Genomic DNA, 19,150 nt, shown 5'->3' with positions numbered 1-19,150 from the left:
CCCTCAGTCCAATCCGTGAGCATTGCAGAGGACCAATTGGCCGACCTCCATCTGGACATCGACCGGGCCGCGGGCGGCATCGCCGGGCAGATCACCCGAGAGCTCCGCGAGGCCGTACGGCGGGGCAGGCTGGCGGCCGGGGCGCGGCTGCCCGCGAGCCGGGAGCTGGCCAGGGACCTCGGCCTGTCGCGGGGCGTGGTCGTGGAGGCGTACGAACAGCTGGTCGCCGAGGGGTTCCTGGTGGCGAAGGTCGGCTCCGGCACCCGGGTGGCCCCCGCCGCGGCCCGGACCGCGGCTCCCCCGGCCGGAGCCCGGACGGCGGCACCGCCGGCCGCCGGGCCCGGTCCGGTGACGCGAGGATCCGCCGGGCCCGTCTCCGCCGCGCGGCCGCAGGGTTCCGGGTCCGCCGGCGCCGAATGCGGCTACAACCGCCGCCCCACCTCGCCCGATCTGGGGACCTTCCCCCGCCGGCAGTGGCTGGCCGCGACCCGGCGGGTGCTCGCCGTGCTCCCCTCCGAGGCGCTGGACTACGGCGATCCCGGCGGCGTCCGGGAACTGCGCGAGGAACTGGCCGCCTACCTGCGCCGGGTCCGCGGTGCCGACGTCACCCCGGACGACCTGGTGATCGTGGGCGGGGTCGCCCAGGGGCTCAGCCTCACGGTCCAGGTGCTGGCCGGGCGTTCGGCCCGGGGGCGCCCGGGCGGCGACCTGGGCTGGTTCCACGGCCGGGCGGCGGATCCGGTCCCCGCGCGCGGCGTGCGGCTCGCGGTCGAGGACCCGACCGGCCTGCGCCAGCTCCCGCTGCTGCGGGCCGCGGGCGCCGAACCGGTCGCGGTCCCGGCGGACGGGGAGGGCGTCGACGTGGCGGCCCTGGCGGCGGCGGGGGTGCGGGCGGTGCTGCTCACCCCGGCCCACCACTATCCGACCGGCGTCGTGCTCTCCCCGCGCCGCCGCGCCGGGCTGATCGAGTGGGCCTCCGCCACCGGCGCGGTGGTCCTGGAGGACGACTACGACGCGGAGTTCCGCTTCGACCGCGACCCGGTGGGCTGCCTGCAGGGCCTCGCACCGGACCGCGTGGTCCTGGCCGGGAGCGTCAGCAAGTCCCTGGCACCCGGGCTGCGGCTCGGCTGGGTGGCGGCCCCGCCGCACATCGCCGCGGCGGTACGGCGGGCGCGGGCGGAGCTGGACATGGGCTCCCCGGTGCTGGAGCAGCACGTGCTGGCGGAGCTGCTGCGGACCGGTGCCTACGACCGGCATCTGCGGCGGATGCGCCGGGAGTACCGGGCCCGCAGGGACGCCCTGGTCCGGGCGCTGGCCGGGCACCTGCCGCAGGTCGCGGTGTGGGGCGTCTCCGCGGGACTGCACCTGTTCGCCGAGCTGCCCGCGGGCTGGGACGAGGAAGCCGTGGCGGCGGCGGCCCGGGCGCGCGGCCTGGCGGCCGAGCCGGTGGCCCCGATGCGCCACCGGCCGGGTCCTCCCGCGCTGGTCCTGGGCTTCGCCCGGCTCCCGGTCCACCGCGCGGCCGAGGTCGTCGGCGCCCTGGCCGGGGACCTGGCCGCCGGGCGCGCCGGCTGACGGGCGAGCCGGGGAGGGGACACGCCGGCTGACGGGCCCGGCGGGGCCGGGGGACGGGTACGGCGGCCCGGAGCGGGGCGGGCGCTACGGGGTCGCGGGGGAGGCCGGGGCCGACGGGGAGGCCGGAGCGGCCGGGACCTTCGGGCGGAAGCCCCCGGCCAGCGGCACGATCAGCGCGACCAGGACCACGGCGGGCACGAACGCCGCGCGCACGTCCAGGGTGCCGTTGAGCGTGCCGACCACGGCGGCGCCGACGACGAACCCGACGTAGTTGAACATGTTGACCCGGGCGATCGCCGTCTCCGCCCCGGCGCCGAGGCGGCCCGCCGCAGAGAACGACTGCGGGGCGATCACGGACAGGCCCACCCCGGCCAGGCCGAACGACAGGACGGCGACCACCGCGCCGGGGGCGGCGACGACGCCGAGCACGCCCAGCGCCGCGACCACCGCGCCCGCGCGGACCACGGGGGCCGGGCCGTACCGGCGCACGGCGAGGTCCCCGGGGACCCGGGCGGCCAGCATGGCGGCCTGGTAGGCGAGGTAGGCCAGCGGCACGACCCAGCCGCTCGCGGCCAGCGCCTGCTCCATGTAGACCGTGCTGTAGTTGGAGATCGCCGCGTCGCCGACGTAGAGGAACGCCATCGCCAGGCAGAGCGGGACGATCGGGCGCCACGGCACCCGGGCGGCGGACCCGGCCGCGGGCTCCGCGCCGGTCCGCCCGGCCCGCTCCTCGCCCGCGCCGTACAGGCGGGGGAGCACGGCCAGCGAGACGACCGCGCCGAGCACCATCGGGGCGGTGAACGACCAGGCGAGGTCCACCTCCAGAGCGCTGGCGGCGGAGTTGATCCCCGCCCCCAGCATGGAGCCGACGCTCCACACGGCGTGGAAGCCGGTCAGCACGCTCATGCCGTACCGGCGCTCGACCGCCACCGCCTGCATGTTCATCGCCGCGTCGACCGCTCCGACGGCGAGGCCGAAGGCGGCGCTCAGCACGTACAGCGCGGCGAGCCCGTCGTTCCAGCCCACCAGGACCACGACGGCGCAGACGGCGAGCTGGGCGGTGCGCAGGACAGGGGCGCTGCCGTACCGGGTGGCGAGCAGCCCGGCGAGACCGCTCCCCACCCCCGCGATCACCGGCACGAGCAGCAGGACGAGGGTGAGGTCGCCGTCGCTCAGGCCGAATCCGCGCTGCAGGTCGGCCACGTGGGTGAGCAGGGTGGCGAAGCACAGGCCCTGCACGAAGAACGCGGCCCAGGTCGCCACCCGGGCCTGCCGGTCACGCGGGGTCGGCATCGCGACCTCCCGAGAACATGAGGGGGGTTCAAGTTCTCGTCAGCGTAAGGGCGCGCTTGCGCCCGGTCAACGGTCGCCGGCCCGCCCGTCCCGGGCCCGCGCGAGGGGCCGTCCCGAGCCGGGCGCGCCGGGCGCCGCCAGGGACTATGGTCGGATCGTGGACGATTCCCGACCCCCTGCGCTCCGCGGGAAAGAGCCGGCGCCGCGCCCCGGTGACCTGCGGGCGGGAGACGCCGACCGCGAGCGGGTGGCCGCGGTGCTGACCGAGGCGCTGGCCGACGGGCGGCTGGACCAGGTGGAGCACGCCGAGCGGCTGGAGGCGGTCTACCGGTCCCGCACGCTGGGCGAGCTCGCCGCACTCACCACCGACCTGCTCCCGCCGGAGGAGCAGCCGCTGCGCACCGACGTCCGGCCCGTGACCGCCTTCTTCGGCTCGGAGAAGCGGGAGGGCCGCTGGGTGGTGCCCAACCGCTTCACCGCCACCGCGATCTGCTCCAACGTCACCCTCGACCTGTGCGAGGCGCTGCTGCAGTCCAGCCACGTGACCCTCCAGGTCACCGTGATCGGCGGCACGCTCACCCTGATCGTCCCGGAGGGCGTGCGGATCGAGATGCCCGCCTCGGCCGTCATGGGCGGGAAGAAGAACCAGGTCCGCCCCTCTCCGGACGGTCCGCTCATCGAGATCACCGGCCTGGTCTCCATGGGCACCATCGTCGCCAAGTCGCCCAAGCGCCCCCGCCGCTCCTGGTTCCGCCGCTGACGGGGGCGGCCGGACCGGAGCGGGGGACGGTCACCCGGCGGTCTCCCGGCGGGCGGTCAGGTCCCAGGTCCGCACCGCCGCGTCGTACCCGCCGGAGACGGCGACCGGCCGGTCGCCGAACTGCGCCGCCGCGACGGAGAGGACCGATCCCGTGTGGCCGGTGAGCGGCCCGCCGAGCTGCTCGCGGGTGGTCAGGTCCCAGATCCGCACGGTGCCGTCCCGGCCGCCGGAGACGGCGACCGGCCGCTCGTCCAGCTGCGTCACCGCGACCGAGGTGACCGGTTCGGTGTGGCCGGTGAGCGGCCCGCCGAGCTGCTCGCGGGTCTCCAGGTCCCATACGCGCAGCGTGCCGTCCCAGCCGCCGGAGACGGCGACCGGCCGGTCGCCGAGCCGCGCCACCGCGACCGCGCCGACGCCCTCGGTGTGGCCGATGAACGGCGCGCCGAGCTGCCTGCCGGTGGCCAGGTCCCACACCCGCACCGCCGTGTCCCAGCCACCGGAGCCGGCGCTGCCGGAGATGACGACGTGCCGGCCGTCGAGCTGCGCCGCCGTGACGGAGACGGATCCGCCGATGTGGCCGGTGGCCAGCTCGCCGAGCCGCTCGCGGGTGGTCAGGTCCCATACGCGCAGTGTGCCGTCCCGGCCGCCGGAGACGGCGACGCGCCGGTCGTCCAGTTGGGTCACCGCGACCGAGACGACCGGTTCGCGCTGGTCGATGAAGGGCCCGCCGATCTGTTCGCGGGTGGTCAGGTCCCACGCGCGCAGCGTGCCGTCCCAGCCGCCGGAGAGGGCGACCTGCCGGTCGCCGAGCTGGGTCACCGCGATCGAGGCGACCGGAGCGGTGTGGCCGGTGAGCGGCCCGCCGAGCTGCTCGCGGGTGACCGGGTCCCACAGGCGCAGCGTGCCGTCGTCTCCGCCGGAGACGACGACCTGCCGGTCGCCGAGCCGCGCCACCGCGACGGACGTGACCGGAGCGGTGTGGCCGGTCAGCACCCCGTCGGAAGGCGCGGAGGCGCCGGAGAGGGCGGAGACGAGCGACCGGACGCCGAATCCGGCGGCGGCGATCACCACGACGGCGACCAGCACCAGAACCGGGATCCGCCGGTACGCCCGCACCGCGGGGGCGGAGGCGCCGGGTTCCGGGGTCCCGGGATCGGACGCTCCGAGGTCCCAAGTCCCGGAATCGGACGCTCCGGGTTCCGGGGTCCCGGGGGCGGAGGCGTCAGGATCCGAGGTCACGGGAGCGGGCGCCTCGGAACCCGGTGACCCGGGGACCGTTCCCGGTGGGCTCCCGCCCGGCTCCCGGCTCCCGTCCGGCTCCCGGCCGCCCCGCTCCCCGGCGACCGGCGGGGAGGCGGAGGCGCGGCCGGTGAGCTCGGCCAGCACGTCACCGGCCCCGGGCCGGGCGGAGGGGTCCTTCGCCAGGCAGGCCGCCAGCAGAGGGCGGAGCCGCTCCGGCACGCCCTCCAGGTCCGGCTCCCGCCCCAGGACGGCGCCCATCACCGCCGCGGGGTGCTCACCGGGGAAGGCCGGGTGCCCGGTCGCCGCGTACACCATGGCGGCGGCCCAGGCGAACACGTCGGAGGCCGGGCCCGCGGGCTCCCCGGCGAACTGCTCGGGCGCCATGTAGGCGGGCGTGCCCACGAGCACCGACTGGGTGGTGGCGGTGGCGTCCAGGATGCGGGCGATGCCGAAGTCGATGACCACCGGCCCCTCCGGCCCCATGATCACGTTTCCCGGCTTGAAGTCGCGGTGGACGATGCCGACCCGGTGGATGGCCTCCAGCGCCGTCATGGTGGCGATCGCCAGCCGCTCCAGCCCGCCGCCGGTGCGCGGACCGTCGGAGAGCACCAGATCGCGCAGGGAGGGGCCGGGGACGTACTCGCTGACCAGGTAGGGACGCCCGTCCGAGATGCCGGCGTCCAGCACCTGGGCGGTGCAGAACGCCGCCACCCGGCGGGCGAGCCGCGCCTCCCGCTCGAACCGCTCCCGGGACACCGCGTCGGCGGCCACCCGGGCGTGCAGCACCTTGACGGCCACCGGGCGCCCCGAGGCGGCCCGGCCGAGATAGACCTTGCCCTGGCCGCCCTCGCCCAGCACGCCGGTCAGCCGGTGACCGCCGATCCGCTCGGGGTCGTCCGCACCCAGTCCGGCGGGATCGGGCACCGCGCACCTCCTTCTCACCCGCGGCCGGCCTCCGCGCCGGCGGCGGTCGGGAAGATCCCGATGTGGACTCTGCCACAACCGGACGGTCTGGGCGCGGCCCGGGCCGCGCCCGGGATCACCCGGTCCGGCACCCGGGATCCACCCGGGTGCCGGACCCCGGACGGACCCCGGCCGGAGCCGCGCTGGACGGCGGTGCCGACGCTCAGACGGCGGTGTCGAAGTTGATCGCGCTGTAGGCGCGCAGCTTCCAGAGCTGGTGCTCGCTCTCGATCTTGCGGATCGTGCCGGACCGGCCGCGCATGACGAGGGAGCTGGTCACGGCGTGGCCGCCCCGGTAGCGCACGCCCTGCATGATCTCGCCGTCGGTGATGCCGGTGGCGGCGAAGAACACGTCGTCGGACTTGACCAGGTCGTCGGTGGTCAGCGTGGCGTCCAGGTCCAGGCCCGCGTCCAGCGCCTTGCGCCGCTCGGCGTCGTCGCGCGGCCAGAGCCTGCCCTGGATCACCCCGCCCAGGCACTTGAGCGCGCAGGCCGCGATGATGCCCTCCGGGGTGCCGCCGATGCCGAGCATCAGGTCGACGCCGGTGCCCGTGCGGGCCGCCATGATCGCACCGGCCACGTCTCCGTCGGTGATGAGCTTGATCCGCGCGCCGGTCTCCCGGACCTCACGGATGATCTTCTCGTGGCGGGGCCGGTCCAGGATGACCACCGTCACGTCGGAGGACGCGCAGCCCTTGGCCCGGGCCACCGCGGCGATGTTGTCGGCCACCGGCGCGTTGATGTCCACCGACGAGGCGGCCTCGGGGCCGGTCACCAGCTTGTCCATGTAGAAGACGGCCGACGGGTCGTACATCGAGCCGCGCTCGCTGACCGCGATGACCGAGATGGCGTTGGGCATGCCGAGGGAGGTCAGGCGGGTGCCGTCGATCGGGTCCACGGCCACGTCGCACTCCGCGCCGGTGCCGTCGCCCACGGACTCGCCGTTGTAGAGCATCGGCGCGTTGTCCTTCTCACCCTCGCCGATCACCACCACGCCGTTCATCGAGACCGTGTTGATCAACTGGCGCATCGCGTTGACGGCCGCGCCGTCGGCGCCGTTCTTGTCACCCCGGCCCACCCAGCGGGCGGCGGCCATCGCGGCGGCCTCGGTCACCCGGACCAGTTCCAGGGCGAGGTTGCGGTCAGGCGCGTGTTCGCCCGTGGCGAGGGCGGCGGGAACTGACGTCTGCTCGGACATGGCGAAAGGCCCCTCTCGTGGATTACTGCAACGATCGTAGTTGTCCCCCTCTCACCGGCCCGTGAAGGGATAACCTGCCGACCATGAGCAGCGACACGGAGCGGTCGGCGTCGGGCGTGGCCGCGCGGACCTCTGAGCGGGGCGCGGCCACCCGCGGCGCACTCCTGGCGGCGGCCCGGGAGGTCTTCGTCACGAGCGGCTTCGCCGAGGCGGGCGTGACCGACGTCGTCGCGCGCGCGGGCGCCAGCGTGGGAAGCCTCTACCACCACTTCTCCGGCAAGGCCGACCTCTACCTGACGCTCTTCGACGAGTTCCAGGCCCGGCAGACCCAGCGCACCAAGCACGCGGTCCAGGCCGCCAAGGCCGAGGGCGAGACCGACCCGATGCGGCTGTTCATCGCCGGGGCCCGCGCCTACCTGGAGGGCTCCCTGGACGAACGCGAGCTCTCCGCGCTGTTCCTGCGCGGCGACGGCCCGCCCGGTTTCGAGATCATCATGCGCGACCGGCTGCGCCAGTGGGCCAAGCGCAACGCCGCCCTGTTCGAGGGCGACGAGGGGGCCCTGGTCGTGGTCGTCACCGGCGCGCTGGCCGCCGCGGTCCAGGAGGTGGTGCTCTCCCCGGACGAGGAGGCCTCCCGGCGGCTCGCCGAGGACGTGCTGGCCATCATCGGGCAGATGCGCAGCCCGCAGAGCGCCGGATGAGCCCTCTGGACGGGACCGGCCCGTCCGGCGGGTAGTCTCGCCAGTCGTGCAACGGTTCACTGAGGGTTTCCGCGGCTACGTCGCCGCGATGCTCATCTGCCTCCTCGGCGTCTTCGTCTTCCTGCTCGTCACCCCGCAGAGCCGGGAGGAGCGCATCCCGCGCATCGACTACTCCATGGACGTCGCCGCCATGCGGCGTGAGGCGCCGTACCAGGTCTGGGCACCCGGAACCGTACCGGAGGGCTGGATCCCCACCAGTTCCCGCAAGACCCCCGAGACGGGCGCGAAGAGGTCCGGGAAGGAGCCGGTGACCTGGCGTCTCGGCTTCGCCACCACGGTGGATCCGGAGATCGGCCGACGCCGCCACGCGATGCTCGCGCAGAGCGACGAGAAGCCCGCCGCGGAGTTCGCCAACCGGATGGCCAACAGCGACAAGGTCGTCGGCACCGTGCAGATCGCCGGGGCGACCTGGGAGAAGCGCCACCGCGAGGACAAGGACCAGCGCTCGCTGGTGCGCTTCCTGCCCGGCTCCACCCTCGTCGTCACCGGCACCGCGGGGTGGGACGAGCTCACGGCCTTCGCCGCCGTGCTGAAGGAGCAGGACCGGCCCGCGGACGCCCCGGCCGCCGACCCGTCCGCCACGGCGGCCCCCGCTCCGGCCTCCAGCCCCTCCGCCACGGGCTGACCCGGCCGAACGGGGCCGTCAGAAGGGCGACTCCGCGCCGGGGTCGGGCTGCCGGCGCTGCGCCATGGCCGCCGCGAGCTTCACCCGGGCGCCCTGCAACCACTCCTCGCAGAGCGCGGCCAGCTTCTCGCCGCGCTCCCACAGCTCGATCGACTGCTCCAGGGTGAGCCCGCCCGCCTCCAGGCGGCGGACCACCTCGGTCAGCTCCTCGCGTGCCTGCTCATACGACGGTGTCTTCTCCTCGGCCACGCCTCACACCCTAGGGGCTCGGCGCGGCGGACGGGTTGGAAGACTGGGACGGTGAACGTACGCGATGCGACCCCCGACGACATCTCCGAGCTGGTCCGCCTCCGCGAGATCCTGACCGACCGCATGGCCCGGGACGGCACGCCGGTCTTCGAACACTGGCAGGAGGCCTACGCCGAGAGCCTCGCGGAGCGGCTCGGCAGCCCCGACACGGCCGTCTACGTCGTGGACGCCCCGGAGGGCGGCCTCGCCGCCTGCGGCGTCGGCCTGATCTTCGACCGCCTCCCGGGGCCGACGCTCCCCGACGGCCGCTACGGCTACGTCCAGGGCATGACCACCGACCCGCGCCACCGGCGCAGGGGACACGGCAGGGCCGTCATGGGGGCGCTGATGGACTGGTACCGGGCGCAGGGCGTGCGCAAGGTGGACCTGCACGCGACCTCCGACGGGGAGCCGCTCTACCGGGAGTTCGGCTTCGTCGAGGACGGCTATCCCTCGCTCACGTGGCGGGATCCTTCCGGGCGGCGATGACCGTGACGCGGTCGTCGGGGAAGCGGACCGTCAGCTCCTCGCCGCCGGCGACGCCGGCCGCCCGCCGTACGACCTCGCCCCCGGGACGCTGCACGATCGCGTAGCCGCGCTCCAGCGTGGCGGCGGGGGAGAGCGCGACCAGGCGGGCGCGGAGGTGGCCCAGGGAGTCCTGCGCGCGGTCCAGGGAGCCCGACAGCGCCCGCCGGGCCCGGTCCCGCAGCTGCTCGGCCTGCTCGGCGCGGCGCTCGATCTCGCGGACCGGGTCGGCCAGGGCGGGCCGGGAGCGGACCGCCGCCAGCCAGGCCGTCTCGCGGTCCAGCCAGCCGCCGACCACCCGGCGGCCCCGGTCGCGGAGCTGGCGCACCAGCGCGAGCTGCTCGCCGACGTCGGGCACGACCTTCTTGGCCGCGTCGGTGGGCGTGGAGGCCCGCACGTCGGCGACCAGGTCGAGCAGCGGGCTGTCCTGCTCGTGGCCGATCGCGCTGACCACCGGGGTGCGGCAGGCCGCCACCGCCCGGACCAGCGCCTCGTCGGAGAAGGGCAGCAGGTCCTCCATCGACCCGCCGCCCCGGGCGATCACGACGACCTCGACCTCGGCGTCCGCGTCGAGCCGCCGCAGCGCCTCGGTGACCTCGCCGACGGCGTACGGCCCCTGCACCGCCACCTGCTCGACCTTGAACCGGACCGCGGGCCATCGCCGCCGGGCGTTCTCCAGCACGTCGCGCTCGGCCGCCGAGTCGCGTCCGCAGATCAGCCCGACCGTGCCCGGCAGGAACGGCAGGCGGCGCTTGCGGTCGGCGGCGAAGAGCCCCTCGGCGGCGAGCACCTGGCGCAGCCGCTCCAGGCGGGCCAGCAGCTCGCCGACGCCGACCGGGCGCATCTCCAGCGCGGTGAACGCGAACGAGCCCCGGTTGACCCAGAAGTCGGGCTTCAGGTTCATGACGACCCGGGCGCCGTCCACCGGGCGGGGGGAGGTCGCCTCGTAGACCCCGCGCGGGCAGGTCACCCGGGCGGAGACGTTGGCCACCGGGTCGCGCAGCGTCAGGAACACCGTGCCGCCCCGCGCGGTCAGCTCGGTGATCTGCCCCTCGACCCAGACGGTGCCGAGCTTGCCGATCCAGCCGCCCACCATCTGGAGCACGGTGCGGACCGGCAGCGGCTGCTCCGGAGAGGTCTTCGACGTCATGGCGGGCAGCCTACGCGCCGGACGCGGCGGCCGGGCGGGCCTACTCGCCGGCCTCCAGCTTGGCCAGGCGGTTCTCGAACATCCTCACGACCTCGGGCCGGGCCGTGGTGGCCTGCTCGTAGGCGATCATGTCCTTGATCTGCTGGACGCTCTTGCCGCGCATGCGGGCGCGCAGGGAGGCGACGGTCAGCCCGGAGTAGCCGGGCAGCGGCTCGGCGGGCACGTCCCCGTCCGCGGTCCGGCCCCCGTTCTCCCCGGCTCCGGCGACCGGCGCGGCCTTGCCCGCCTTCGGCGCCGCGCTCTTCGACGCGGACCTCCTCGGTGCCGCGCTCTTCGGCGCCGCGGCCTTCTCCGCCCCGGCCTTCGCGGCCCTGGCCCGGGTGGCCCTGGACCTGGCGAGCTCGGGCTCGGCGGGCTTGGTCTTCACGACCTCGACCTCGGCCTCGACCGGGGTGGCGCCGGTCGAGTCGGGCTTGTCGACCTCCACGTCGACCTCGGCCACCTCGACCTTCACCGCGGGCGGCACGGGCACCGCGGCCTCGGGCTCGGGAGCCTTGGCCGTGGGGATCCTGGGGGCGACGGGGGCGAGGGTGACCGGCTCGGCCTCGGCCGTGCCGGCCCCGGAGGCCGCGGCCTTCCCGACGGCGGGCTCGGCCTTCGCGGACGCCGCGGTCCCGGCGGCGGGCGCGGCGGGCTTCTCGGCGACGGCCTCGGCGCTCCCGACGGCCTCGGCGGTCCCGGCCTCGGCGGTCCCGGCCTCGGCGGTCCCGGCCCCGGCGGTCCCGGCCCCGGCGGTCTCGGTCTCGGCGGTCCCGGCCCCGGCGGTCTTCGGCTTGGCCGGGGCGAAGATGACCGGCTCGCGGCGGGCGGGCCTCTCCGCCGCCTCCTCCGCGGCCCCGGCCTTCTCCTCGGCTCCGGACGGCTGCCCGGAGGCCTCCGGCCGCTCCTCGCGGAGGTCGCCGTCCGCGCCGGCCGCGCGCTTGATCCTGCTCCGGACCCGGTCGCCGAGCAGCAGCGCCTGCCCGACCCCGCTCAGGGCGGTCTGAAGCACGTAGAGCGGTAGTTCCTTCGCCTTCCCGGCGACGTTGCGGAAGAGATCCGGGACTGACATTTCGTCTCCTGGAGAACGGTATTGGACGGCTGATCCGGCAATAGGGTGCTTTGTGAGGTCAAGAGGCGCGGGAACGGGCCTCATGGATACTCCACGTAGCATAAGAACATGACTTCTAAGACCGGCGCGACTCGACGCGTGCTTGTGGCGAAGCCCCGTGGATACTGCGCGGGGGTCGACCGTGCGGTCCAGGCCGTCGAGAAGGCCCTGGAGCAGTACGGCGCGCCGATCTACGTGCGCAAGCAGATCGTCCACAACACGCACGTGGTCAAGACCCTGGAGGAGCGCGGAGCGATCTTCGTCGAGGAGACCGACGAGGTCCCCGAGGGCGCCATCGTCGTCTTCTCCGCCCACGGCGTCTCCCCGGCCGTCCACGCAGAGGCAGCCCAGCGCAACCTGAAGACCATCGACGCCACCTGCCCGCTGGTCACCAAGGTCCACAACGAGGCCCGGCGGTTCGCCGCCCAGGACTACGACATCCTGCTGATCGGCCACGCGGGCCACGAGGAGGTCGAGGGCACCGCCGGCGAGGCGCCCGACCACATCCAGCTCGTGGACGGCCTCGACGCGGTCGGCTCCGTCCAGGTGAAGGACCCCGAGCGGCTGGTGTGGCTCTCCCAGACCACGCTCTCGGTGGACGAGACCACCGAGACGGTCGCCCGGCTCAAGGAGCGCTTCCCCAACCTCATCGACCCGCCGAGCGACGACATCTGCTACGCCACCCAGAACCGCCAGGTCGCGGTGAAGGAGATCGCCGCCCGGGCCGAGCTGGTCATCGTCGTCGGCTCGGAGAACTCCTCCAACTCCAAGCGCCTGGTCGAGGTCGCCCTCGACCACGGGGCCGACGCCGCCCACCTGGTCGACGACGCCTCGTTCATCCGGGACGAGTGGCTGGAGGGCGTCACCACGGTCGGCGTGACCAGCGGCGCCTCGGTGCCCGACGAGCTCGTCGCCGGCGTCCTGGAGCGCCTGGCCTCGCACGGCTTCCACGACGTGGAGGAGGTCCGCTCCGTCGAGGAGAGCGTGCGCTTCGCGCTCCCGCACGAGCTCCGCAAGGACCTGCGCGCCGGAGTCTGACCCGCCGGAGCGGCACGCCCCGCGGGGGTTACTGGCCCTCGCGGGGCGTGCCGTACATCCGGGGCTCGAAATAGCCCTCGGGCTCGGGGGCGAAGCCCGCCGACCCGCCCGAGCGCGGGCGGGGCACGGCGGCCCCCGAGGCGCGCAGCTCCTCGCGCAGCTCACGGACGCAGTCGGGCAGGCCGCGCCGCCAGGCGACGACCAGGACCAGCGCCGAGCCGGCGAACAGCCACGGCGCCCCCCGGGACAGCGAGCTGTAGACGCCGAGACTGAACGCCGCGGCCGGCGAGGCCGCGGACGCCGCCCGCACCGCCTCGGCGACCAGCACGGCGGCGAAGAACGCCAGAGGCGGGGAGACCACCAGCGAGAGCAGGTCGCGCGGGTTCACCAGCCACACCGCGGCGAGGCAGCCGGCCACGAACGCCACGCCGACCACGGCCGGCAGGCCGGACAGGGAGCTCAGCAGGCTGCCCAGCAGCGTGGACGCCAGCACTGCCGCCACCGCGCCCCGCGCGGTCAGCCGGATACCGGATTCCGGGTTCCGCTCACCCACCTGTGACCACCTCGCCCGTCGCCCCCTCGCACCGCCTGCCGTGGTCTCCAGTCTCCGACTTCCCCCGGCTTCTGGAAACGGGTCTCAAAGCGGCTCGTCGGCCAACTTACCGTTCAACCGGGGGACGGGGGACGCGCTTGGCGTCTCTTCTTCCAGCAGTTCGGGGGAGGCCAGCGCGCGCGGCAGGTCCTCCACCGTCTGCGGCCGGTCCAGGTCGCCGTCGACCAGGCCCAGGTCGTTCAGCTTGCGCGCGCTCACCAGGACCCGGGTCTCCAGGGACCCGACCGTCCGGTTGTAGGCGTCCACCGACCGGCTCAGCGAGCGGCCCAGCGCGTCCAGGTTCCGCCCCATGCTGCTCAGCCGCTCGTAGAGCTCCTTGCCCAGCTCGAAGACCGCGCGGGCGTTCTCGCTGAGCGCGGCCTGCTGCCAGGCGTAGTGCGCGGTGCGGAGCATGGTGACCAGCGTGGTGGGGGTGGCGATGTGCACCCGCCGGCGCATGGCGTACTCCAGCAGACCGGGGTCGCGCTCCAGCGCCGGGGCCAGGAACGCCTCCCCGGGGATGAAGAGCACCATGAACTCCGGCGCGGGGGCGAAGGCCTGCCAGTAGGCCTTGGCGGCCAGCCGGTCCACGTGCTCGCGCACGTGCCGGGCGTGGTCGTCGAGCCGGGCGGCGCGCAGGTCGGGGTCGGCGGCCTCGGCGGCCTCCAGGTAGGCGGCGAGCGAGACCTTGGCGTCGACCACGATGTTCTTGCCGCCCGCCAGCCGCACGACCATGTCGGGCCGGAGGGCGCCGTCGGCGGTGGCCGCGCTCGCCTGCTCCTCGAAGTCGCAGTGGCGCTGCATGCCGGCGATCTCGGCGACCCTGCGCAGCTGCAGCTCGCCCCAGCGGCCCCCGCCCTCGGGCCGCTGCAGGGCGCGGACCAGGGCGTTGGTCTGGGCGCGGAGCCGGTCGTTGCTCTCCCTGATGATCTCGATGTGCCGGGTCAGCTCGGCGTGCGCCGCCCGCTGGCCCGACTCGGTGTCGCGCAGCTGGGCCTCGACCCGGGCCAGGGTGTCCTTCAGCGGCTCGATCAGGTGCTCGACGGCCTGCTTGCGCTGCTCCAGCTCTCCCGCGGCCGCGGCGCGGTCGGTGGCCAGGCGTGACTCGGCCAGTTCCAGGAAGCGGAGGTTGTTGACGTCGAGCGCGCGGGCCGACAGGGCACGGAAGCGCTCGGCGAGCTGCTCCTCGACGTAGACGACCTTCTCCTCGGCCGCCCTGGCCCGGGCCTCGGCGTCCGCCAGGCGGGCGGCGTCGCCGGCGGCCCCGGCGGAGGCGCGCGCCCTGCCGAGCAGGAACCCGATGGCGAGTCCCGCCGCGAGCCCCACGGCGAGCTGGAAGGCGAGTGCCATGACGTCCATGCCGGGATGATCCCAGGTCCGGCGGGCGGGGGCGGCCCGACACGCCTAGCGGACCGACCGCGCCGTTCCGCTTGTGCACACGCCTTCCATCACTCAAAGTTTCTCAAGGAACACGTAAGGTGAGGGGGCTCTGTGAGGACGGACGGCTCACGCCCGAGGACGGCGCCGGTGCTGGGGGTCGCGCTCGCCGTCGTCGCCACCGTCGGCGCCGCGGCGATCGGGCTCATCGCGGGGCGGGGCGACGCCGAGCAGGCGGCGGAGCGGGCGGCGGACGCCCGCCGGGCGGCTCCGGCCCCGCTCATCTGGGACGAGGGGGCCTGTGTCGACCGGGTGGGCGCCAGGTTCGAGCTGACCTCCTGCGGTGACGCCGACGGCAGGGTGCTGTCCGTGGTGGGCGCCCGCTCGCCCGGCTGCCCCGCCGAGACCGACGAGCTGGTCGGGATCCCCGCCGCGGCGGGGGAACCGGGGGAGGTGGCCGTGCACGGCACGCAGGCCCGCCGTACGGCGTGCGTGCGCAGCCTGAGAGGGTCGCACGCCGGAGACCCGGGGCGGGGCGGCGGGATGCTGCGCGCGGGCGACTGCCTGGCGCTGCGCGGCGGGGAGCGGCCCTGCTCCGCCGAGGGCTGGTACGGCAGGGTGCTGGCCGTGGTGGACCGGTCCGGCACCTGCCCGGACGGCACGCTGGACGCGCTGGCGGTCGGCGAGCGGTCGGTCGCGTGCCTGGGCGAGGGAGGCGGGGTGCTGGCCGTGGGGGACTGCGTGGTCGATCCCGGCCGCCGCCTGGTCAGCCGCAGGGCGCTGGCCAAGATCCCGTGCGGCTCCCCGCGGGCGTGGGCGCGGGTGACGGCCAGGAGCGACTCCCGCGCGGGCTGCCCCGCCGGTTCGGACCGCTATCTGAGGGTGCGCGGGCCCGGGGTTCCCCATCCTGTGACCTGCCTGCGGCGAGTGGCACTGCACGGCTCCCCGTAGACTCGGGTCACGTGAGCCTGAGCATCGGCATCGTCGGACTGCCCAACGTCGGCAAGTCCACGCTTTTCAACGCGCTGACCAAGACCGCCAACGCCCTGGCGGCGAACTACCCGTTCGCCACCATCGAGCCCAACGTGGGCATCGTCGGCGTGCCCGACCCGCGTCTGGAGAAGCTGGCCGAGATCTTCGGCTCCGCCCGGATCCTGCCCGCGAAGGTCGAGTTCGTCGACATCGCCGGCCTGGTCAGGGGTGCCTCGGAGGGGCAGGGCCGGGGCAACCAGTTCCTCGCCAACATCCGAGAGACCGACGCGATCTGCCAGGTCATCCGGGTCTTCTCCGACCCGGACGTGACCCACGTGGACGGCGAGGTCTCCCCGCAGCGCGACATCGAGACCATCAACACCGAGCTGATCCTCGCCGACCTGCAGACGCTGGAGAAGGCCGTCCCGCGCCTGCAGAAGGAGGCCAGGAACAACAAGGACCGCAAGGCCGCCCTGGACGCGGCCGAGGCGGCCGCCAAGCTCCTGGACGGCGGCACGACCCTGTACGCCGGGGCCAAGGGCGCCGGGATCGACCTGGCGGACCTGCGGGACCTGCACCTGCTGACCGCCAAGCCGTTCCTGTACGTCTTCAACCTCGACGCCGACGAGTTGACCGACGTGGAGCTGCGGGGCAGGCTCTCGGCGCTGGTCGCCCCCGCCGAGGCCGTCTTCCTGGACGCCAAGATCGAGTCCGAGCTGGTCGAGCTGGACGACGAGGAGGCGCTGGAGCTGCTGCAGTCCGTCGGCCAGGAGGAGTCCGGCCTGGCGCAGCTCGCCCGCGTCGGCTTCGAGACCCTGGGCCTGCAGACCTATCTGACGGCGGGCCCGAAGGAGGCGCGGGCCTGGACGATCCGCAAGGGCGCGACCGCCCCCGAGGCGGCGGGGGTCATCCACACCGACTTCCAGCGCGGCTTCATCAAGGCGGAGGTCGTCTCCTTCGACGACCTGGTGGAGGCGGGCTCCATCGCGGCGGCGCGGCAGGCGGGCAAGGCCCGCATCGAGGGCAAGGACTACGTGATGCGCGACGGCGACGTCGTGGAGTTCCGCTTCAACGTCTGAGCCGGTCCGGGGCCCCTCCGGCTCCAGGCGCGTCCGGAGCCCTCCGTGACGCGCCTGACGGGTCCCGCCGCGGGAGCCGCGGCGGGGCCCGCCCCGGCTCCCGGCGCGGATCCCGCCATGGACCCCGCCCCGGCTCCGTCCTCCCACAGGGCGGGCGCGGTCACCGACCGCGCCCGCCCTGTGCCGTGTCACGTTCCGTCACGGCGTGTCCGCAGAACACGCAGGTCGGGACAGTCGGTGTGCTTTTCGGATAGCAATGGGTGGCCTTTCGGTAATCGAGACGGGCGGTGGCCAGGGGTAACGCGCCCTTTCCCGCGCGGTGGGACGGCGCCGGAGGCCCGGACGGCGCCAGACCCGGTTTGCTCAGTCGACGTGATGACTGCAGCATGGGCGTGGTTTTCCTGGAAGAATCGGCAAGGCGGTTAAGGTAATCGCTTCACCATGGCTAACGGGGTCCGGAGTAATACGACACCGCGCCGGCCGGGGGGACGGCGCGAGCGGAGGCGTGATGGCTCGAAGGTCAACCGTCCAGCGGGATCCTGAGATCGCTGGTGACCCGGAGCTGTCGGCATACCCGGAGGCGTTCGACGACTCCGGGCCCGCGCGGGGGCGGCGGGCGCCGCGCCGCGGCGGCTGGGCCGGGGGCGGCGGACGGTGGCTGGTGTGGACCGGACGCGCCATCCTCTGGGCGTTAATTATCGTTATCGTGGTAAATGGGGTTCGTGCACCTTTTGAGAGGTTCACGAATCAGGGGGCGACCACGAGCGGGGCCCCGGTCTCCCCCGACGCCGGATTCCCCACGACCAAGGCGACCTCTTTCGCCAGCCAGTTCGCGGCCGTCTACCTCAATTTCGACGCCGTGCGGACGGAGGAGCGGGCCAGGCGGCTGGCGCCCTTCCTGCCCGACGGCGCCGACCCCCAGTTCGGCTGGGACGGCCTCGGCCGGATGAGCGCCGGAGCGATCCAGCCCTACGGGATCGAGGTCGTCGACGCGCAGAACGCCGTCGTGACCCTGGCGTTCCAGTCGGACGACCGCCGCAGGCTGCTGTCCGTCCCGGTCTTCCACGACGGCGCGACCGGGAGGTTCGTGGTCTCCGGGCACCCGGGCATCCTGCCGGCGCCGGCGCCGGCGACCCTGCCCGCCGTCCGCGACCCCGACCGCGACGAGGCGGCCGAGCAGGAGCTCCGCACGCCCATGGCCAACTTCTTCAAGGCCTACGCCGCCAGCGACACCGCCTCCCTGCAGCAGTACGCCGCCGAGGGGGCCGTCCTGGAGGGGTTCGGCGGGACCTTGACCTTCCTGGAGCTCAAGGAGCTCCTGGTGCCGCTCACCGGAGGCGCCACCAGGGAGGTGACCGCGACGGTCGTGTGGGGGGTGCCCACGGGGGCGACGCCGCAGGCCGGCGCCACCGCCGATCCGGGGGAGATGAGCGGGAGGCTGGAGCAGGCCTACGTCCTCACCGTGGTCAAGCAGGGCGACAAGTGGTTCGTCCAGAGCATCCGCGGTGCGGGGCGGTCCGTGGGGTGACGCATGATCGAATGGTGCCAGTCCGCAGTGAACAGATCCCCCCTGGCCGGCGATCCGGTGACGAGGCGGGCGGCGTGTGCGCGCCGTGCGACCCTCCGGCGCGCGTGGTCATGAAGCACGGAGGACGATAAGTGACTCTGAAGACCATCCTGCTGAGCGTGATCGACCTCGCTCAGCAGCCGACCGGCCAGCCGACCGCTCCCCCGGCGGGCGTGGACACCGAGGGGCTGGCGGACTTCCTCCGGCAGTTCTTCGCCCCGCTCTTCCTCGTCATCGTCTCCGTGGTGGCGCTGTTCTTCCTGTTCACCCGGGAGATCACCAGGTTCGTCCAGTTCATCATCCTCGCCATCGCCATCGGCGTGATCTTCTACGTGCCCAACATCATCGAGGTGACGGCCAAGGCGATCGCGGGCGCTCTGGGCATCACCGGAGGCTGAGGCCGCGCCCTGGCGGCCGGACGGAGAGAGCGGAGAGGAGGAGCGGGTGGACCTGCCCACGTATACCAATATCTGGCGAATCGAGAAGCGGCTCTACAAGCTGTACGACCTACGGTTGCCGATGCCGCTTCCGATCGTCTGGATCGGTGTGTTCGTGGGCGTGACGGCTCCGTGGTCGTTCCTGCTCGCGGTGCTCGGCGTGCCCTTCGACGCGCCCTGGCACGTGCTCTACCTCGTCCCGCCGGGCGTGGTGACGTGGCTGTCCACCCGGCCGGTGATCGAGGGCAAGCGGCTCACCGAGCTGCTCCAGTCGCAGGCGCGCTACCTGGGCGAGCCCCGCACCTGGTGCCGGATGGCACCCTCGACCGAGCCGTCGGAGATCACGCTCGTCGGCAGGGTCTGGCGGACGCTCCCGGAGCAGGCCGCGACCGTCCGGGTCAAGGCCGGGCGGAAGGCGGAGCGGACGGCCGGAGGGGAGGCGGGAGCGGAGAGCGCGGGGAAGGCCGCCGCGGGCAGGACTTCGCGCAGGGCCCGCCACGCCGCCCCCAAACGCGCCGCCGCGCCGACCCGGGCCGCCGTCCGCCCCGCGGTGGCGGC

At 74.5% G+C, this 19,150-nt stretch carries 19 protein-coding genes; 11 read left to right on the top strand and 8 right to left on the bottom strand.

The window, feature by feature from the left end; all coding sequences use genetic code 11:
• Positions 1-15: 15 nt before the first annotated feature.
• On the top strand, positions 16-1,575 hold the full coding sequence (pdxR, locus tag ABD823_RS07770) for a MocR-like pyridoxine biosynthesis transcription factor PdxR (protein WP_344857311.1): 1,560 nt from the start codon (positions 16-18) through the stop codon (positions 1,573-1,575).
• Positions 1,576-1,659: 84 nt separating this feature from the next.
• Here pdxR and ABD823_RS07765 read toward each other — a convergent pair whose 3' ends face one another.
• Positions 1,660-2,868: an MFS transporter gene (locus ABD823_RS07765; RefSeq protein ID WP_344857310.1), complete on the bottom strand. Its 1,209-nt coding sequence runs from the start codon at positions 2,866-2,868 to the stop codon at positions 1,660-1,662.
• Between the two features lie 157 nt (positions 2,869-3,025).
• On the opposite strand from ABD823_RS07765, the gene ABD823_RS07760 reads away from it, so the two are divergent.
• A complete protein-coding gene (locus ABD823_RS07760; RefSeq protein ID WP_344857309.1) occupies positions 3,026-3,628 on the top strand; it encodes a DUF1707 SHOCT-like domain-containing protein in 603 nt (200 codons plus the stop codon).
• Between the two features lie 30 nt (positions 3,629-3,658).
• Here the strand turns inward: ABD823_RS07760 and ABD823_RS07755 are convergent, their stop codons facing one another.
• Together ABD823_RS07755 and glpX are read right to left on the bottom strand one after the other, a co-directional pair.
• Positions 3,659-5,794, bottom strand: a complete 2,136-nt coding sequence (locus ABD823_RS07755) for a serine/threonine-protein kinase (protein ID WP_344857308.1) — start codon at positions 5,792-5,794, stop codon at positions 3,659-3,661.
• 202 nt (positions 5,795-5,996) lie between these two features.
• The gene (gene glpX / locus ABD823_RS07750; RefSeq protein WP_344857307.1) at positions 5,997-7,031 is read right to left on the bottom strand and encodes a class II fructose-bisphosphatase; all 1,035 of its coding nucleotides are present in this window, start codon (positions 7,029-7,031) and stop codon (positions 5,997-5,999) included.
• 83 nt (positions 7,032-7,114) lie between these two features.
• Here glpX and ABD823_RS07745 point away from each other — a divergent pair, with 83 nt between their 5' ends.
• Complete coding sequence (locus ABD823_RS07745) at positions 7,115-7,732, top strand: TetR/AcrR family transcriptional regulator (RefSeq protein WP_344857306.1); 618 nt, start codon at positions 7,115-7,117, stop codon at positions 7,730-7,732.
• 46 nt (positions 7,733-7,778) lie between these two features.
• Positions 7,779-8,417 (top strand): DUF4245 domain-containing protein, encoded by a 639-nt coding sequence (locus ABD823_RS07740; RefSeq protein ID WP_344857304.1) that lies wholly within the window; start codon positions 7,779-7,781, stop codon positions 8,415-8,417.
• A gap of 18 nt (positions 8,418-8,435) precedes the next feature.
• On the opposite strand, the gene ABD823_RS07735 is transcribed toward ABD823_RS07740, so the two are convergent.
• On the bottom strand, positions 8,436-8,666 hold the full coding sequence (locus ABD823_RS07735) for an exodeoxyribonuclease VII small subunit (protein WP_344857302.1): 231 nt from the start codon (positions 8,664-8,666) through the stop codon (positions 8,436-8,438).
• On the opposite strand from ABD823_RS07735, the gene ABD823_RS07730 reads away from it, so the two are divergent.
• Entirely contained in the window at positions 8,571-9,194 is a 624-nt protein-coding gene (locus tag ABD823_RS07730) for a GNAT family N-acetyltransferase (protein ID WP_344857517.1), read from the top strand. The genes ABD823_RS07735 and ABD823_RS07730 overlap by 96 nt on opposite strands.
• Here the strand turns inward: ABD823_RS07730 and xseA are convergent.
• Both xseA and ABD823_RS07720 read right to left on the bottom strand, forming a co-directional pair.
• Positions 9,163-10,380, bottom strand: coding sequence for an exodeoxyribonuclease VII large subunit (gene xseA / locus ABD823_RS07725; RefSeq protein ID WP_344857301.1), 1,218 nt, complete (start codon positions 10,378-10,380; stop codon positions 9,163-9,165). The genes ABD823_RS07730 and xseA overlap by 32 nt on opposite strands.
• 40 nt (positions 10,381-10,420) lie before the next feature.
• The gene (locus ABD823_RS07720) at positions 10,421-11,491 is read right to left on the bottom strand and encodes a hypothetical protein (RefSeq protein WP_344857299.1); all 1,071 of its coding nucleotides are present in this window, start codon (positions 11,489-11,491) and stop codon (positions 10,421-10,423) included.
• A 108-nt stretch (positions 11,492-11,599) separates the two neighbouring features.
• Between ABD823_RS07720 and ABD823_RS07715 the strand changes: the two genes are divergently transcribed.
• Complete coding sequence (locus tag ABD823_RS07715; RefSeq protein ID WP_344857297.1) at positions 11,600-12,568, top strand: 4-hydroxy-3-methylbut-2-enyl diphosphate reductase; 969 nt, start codon at positions 11,600-11,602, stop codon at positions 12,566-12,568.
• Between the two features lie 28 nt (positions 12,569-12,596).
• Here the strand turns inward: ABD823_RS07715 and ABD823_RS07710 are convergent, their stop codons facing one another.
• Positions 12,597-13,121, bottom strand: a complete 525-nt coding sequence (locus ABD823_RS07710; RefSeq protein ID WP_344857295.1) for a DUF6542 domain-containing protein — start codon at positions 13,119-13,121, stop codon at positions 12,597-12,599.
• Between the two features lie 84 nt (positions 13,122-13,205).
• Positions 13,206-14,519 (bottom strand): DNA recombination protein RmuC, encoded by a 1,314-nt coding sequence (locus ABD823_RS07705; RefSeq protein WP_344857294.1) that lies wholly within the window; start codon positions 14,517-14,519, stop codon positions 13,206-13,208.
• A 168-nt stretch (positions 14,520-14,687) separates the two neighbouring features.
• On the opposite strand from ABD823_RS07705, the gene ABD823_RS07700 reads away from it, so the two are divergent.
• The 5 genes from ABD823_RS07700 to ABD823_RS07680 all read left to right on the top strand — a co-directional run.
• Positions 14,688-15,488 carry an LppU/SCO3897 family protein gene (locus ABD823_RS07700; protein WP_344857293.1) on the top strand — a complete coding sequence of 267 codons (801 nt, stop codon included), beginning with the start codon at positions 14,688-14,690 and terminating at the stop codon, positions 15,486-15,488.
• Between the two features lie 11 nt (positions 15,489-15,499).
• Positions 15,500-16,588, top strand: coding sequence for a redox-regulated ATPase YchF (ychF, locus tag ABD823_RS07695; protein ID WP_344857291.1), 1,089 nt, complete (start codon positions 15,500-15,502; stop codon positions 16,586-16,588).
• 706 nt (positions 16,589-17,294) lie between these two features.
• Entirely contained in the window at positions 17,295-18,116 is an 822-nt protein-coding gene (locus ABD823_RS07690) for a conjugal transfer protein (protein ID WP_344857289.1), read from the top strand.
• Positions 18,117-18,274: 158 nt separating this feature from the next.
• On the top strand, positions 18,275-18,553 hold the full coding sequence (locus ABD823_RS07685) for a hypothetical protein (RefSeq protein WP_344857515.1): 279 nt from the start codon (positions 18,275-18,277) through the stop codon (positions 18,551-18,553).
• 46 nt (positions 18,554-18,599) lie between these two features.
• Positions 18,600-19,150: conjugal transfer protein (locus ABD823_RS07680; protein WP_344857288.1), on the top strand; the 551-nt coding region annotated here is incomplete at its 3' end.

The sequence above is a fragment of the Planomonospora alba genome (assembly GCF_039534085.1).
Taxonomy (GTDB): Bacteria; Actinomycetota; Actinomycetes; order Streptosporangiales; family Streptosporangiaceae; genus Planomonospora_B; species Planomonospora_B alba.
Note: the sequence above shows the minus strand (reverse complement) of the source record. Positions and strands in the feature narration are given on the sequence as shown.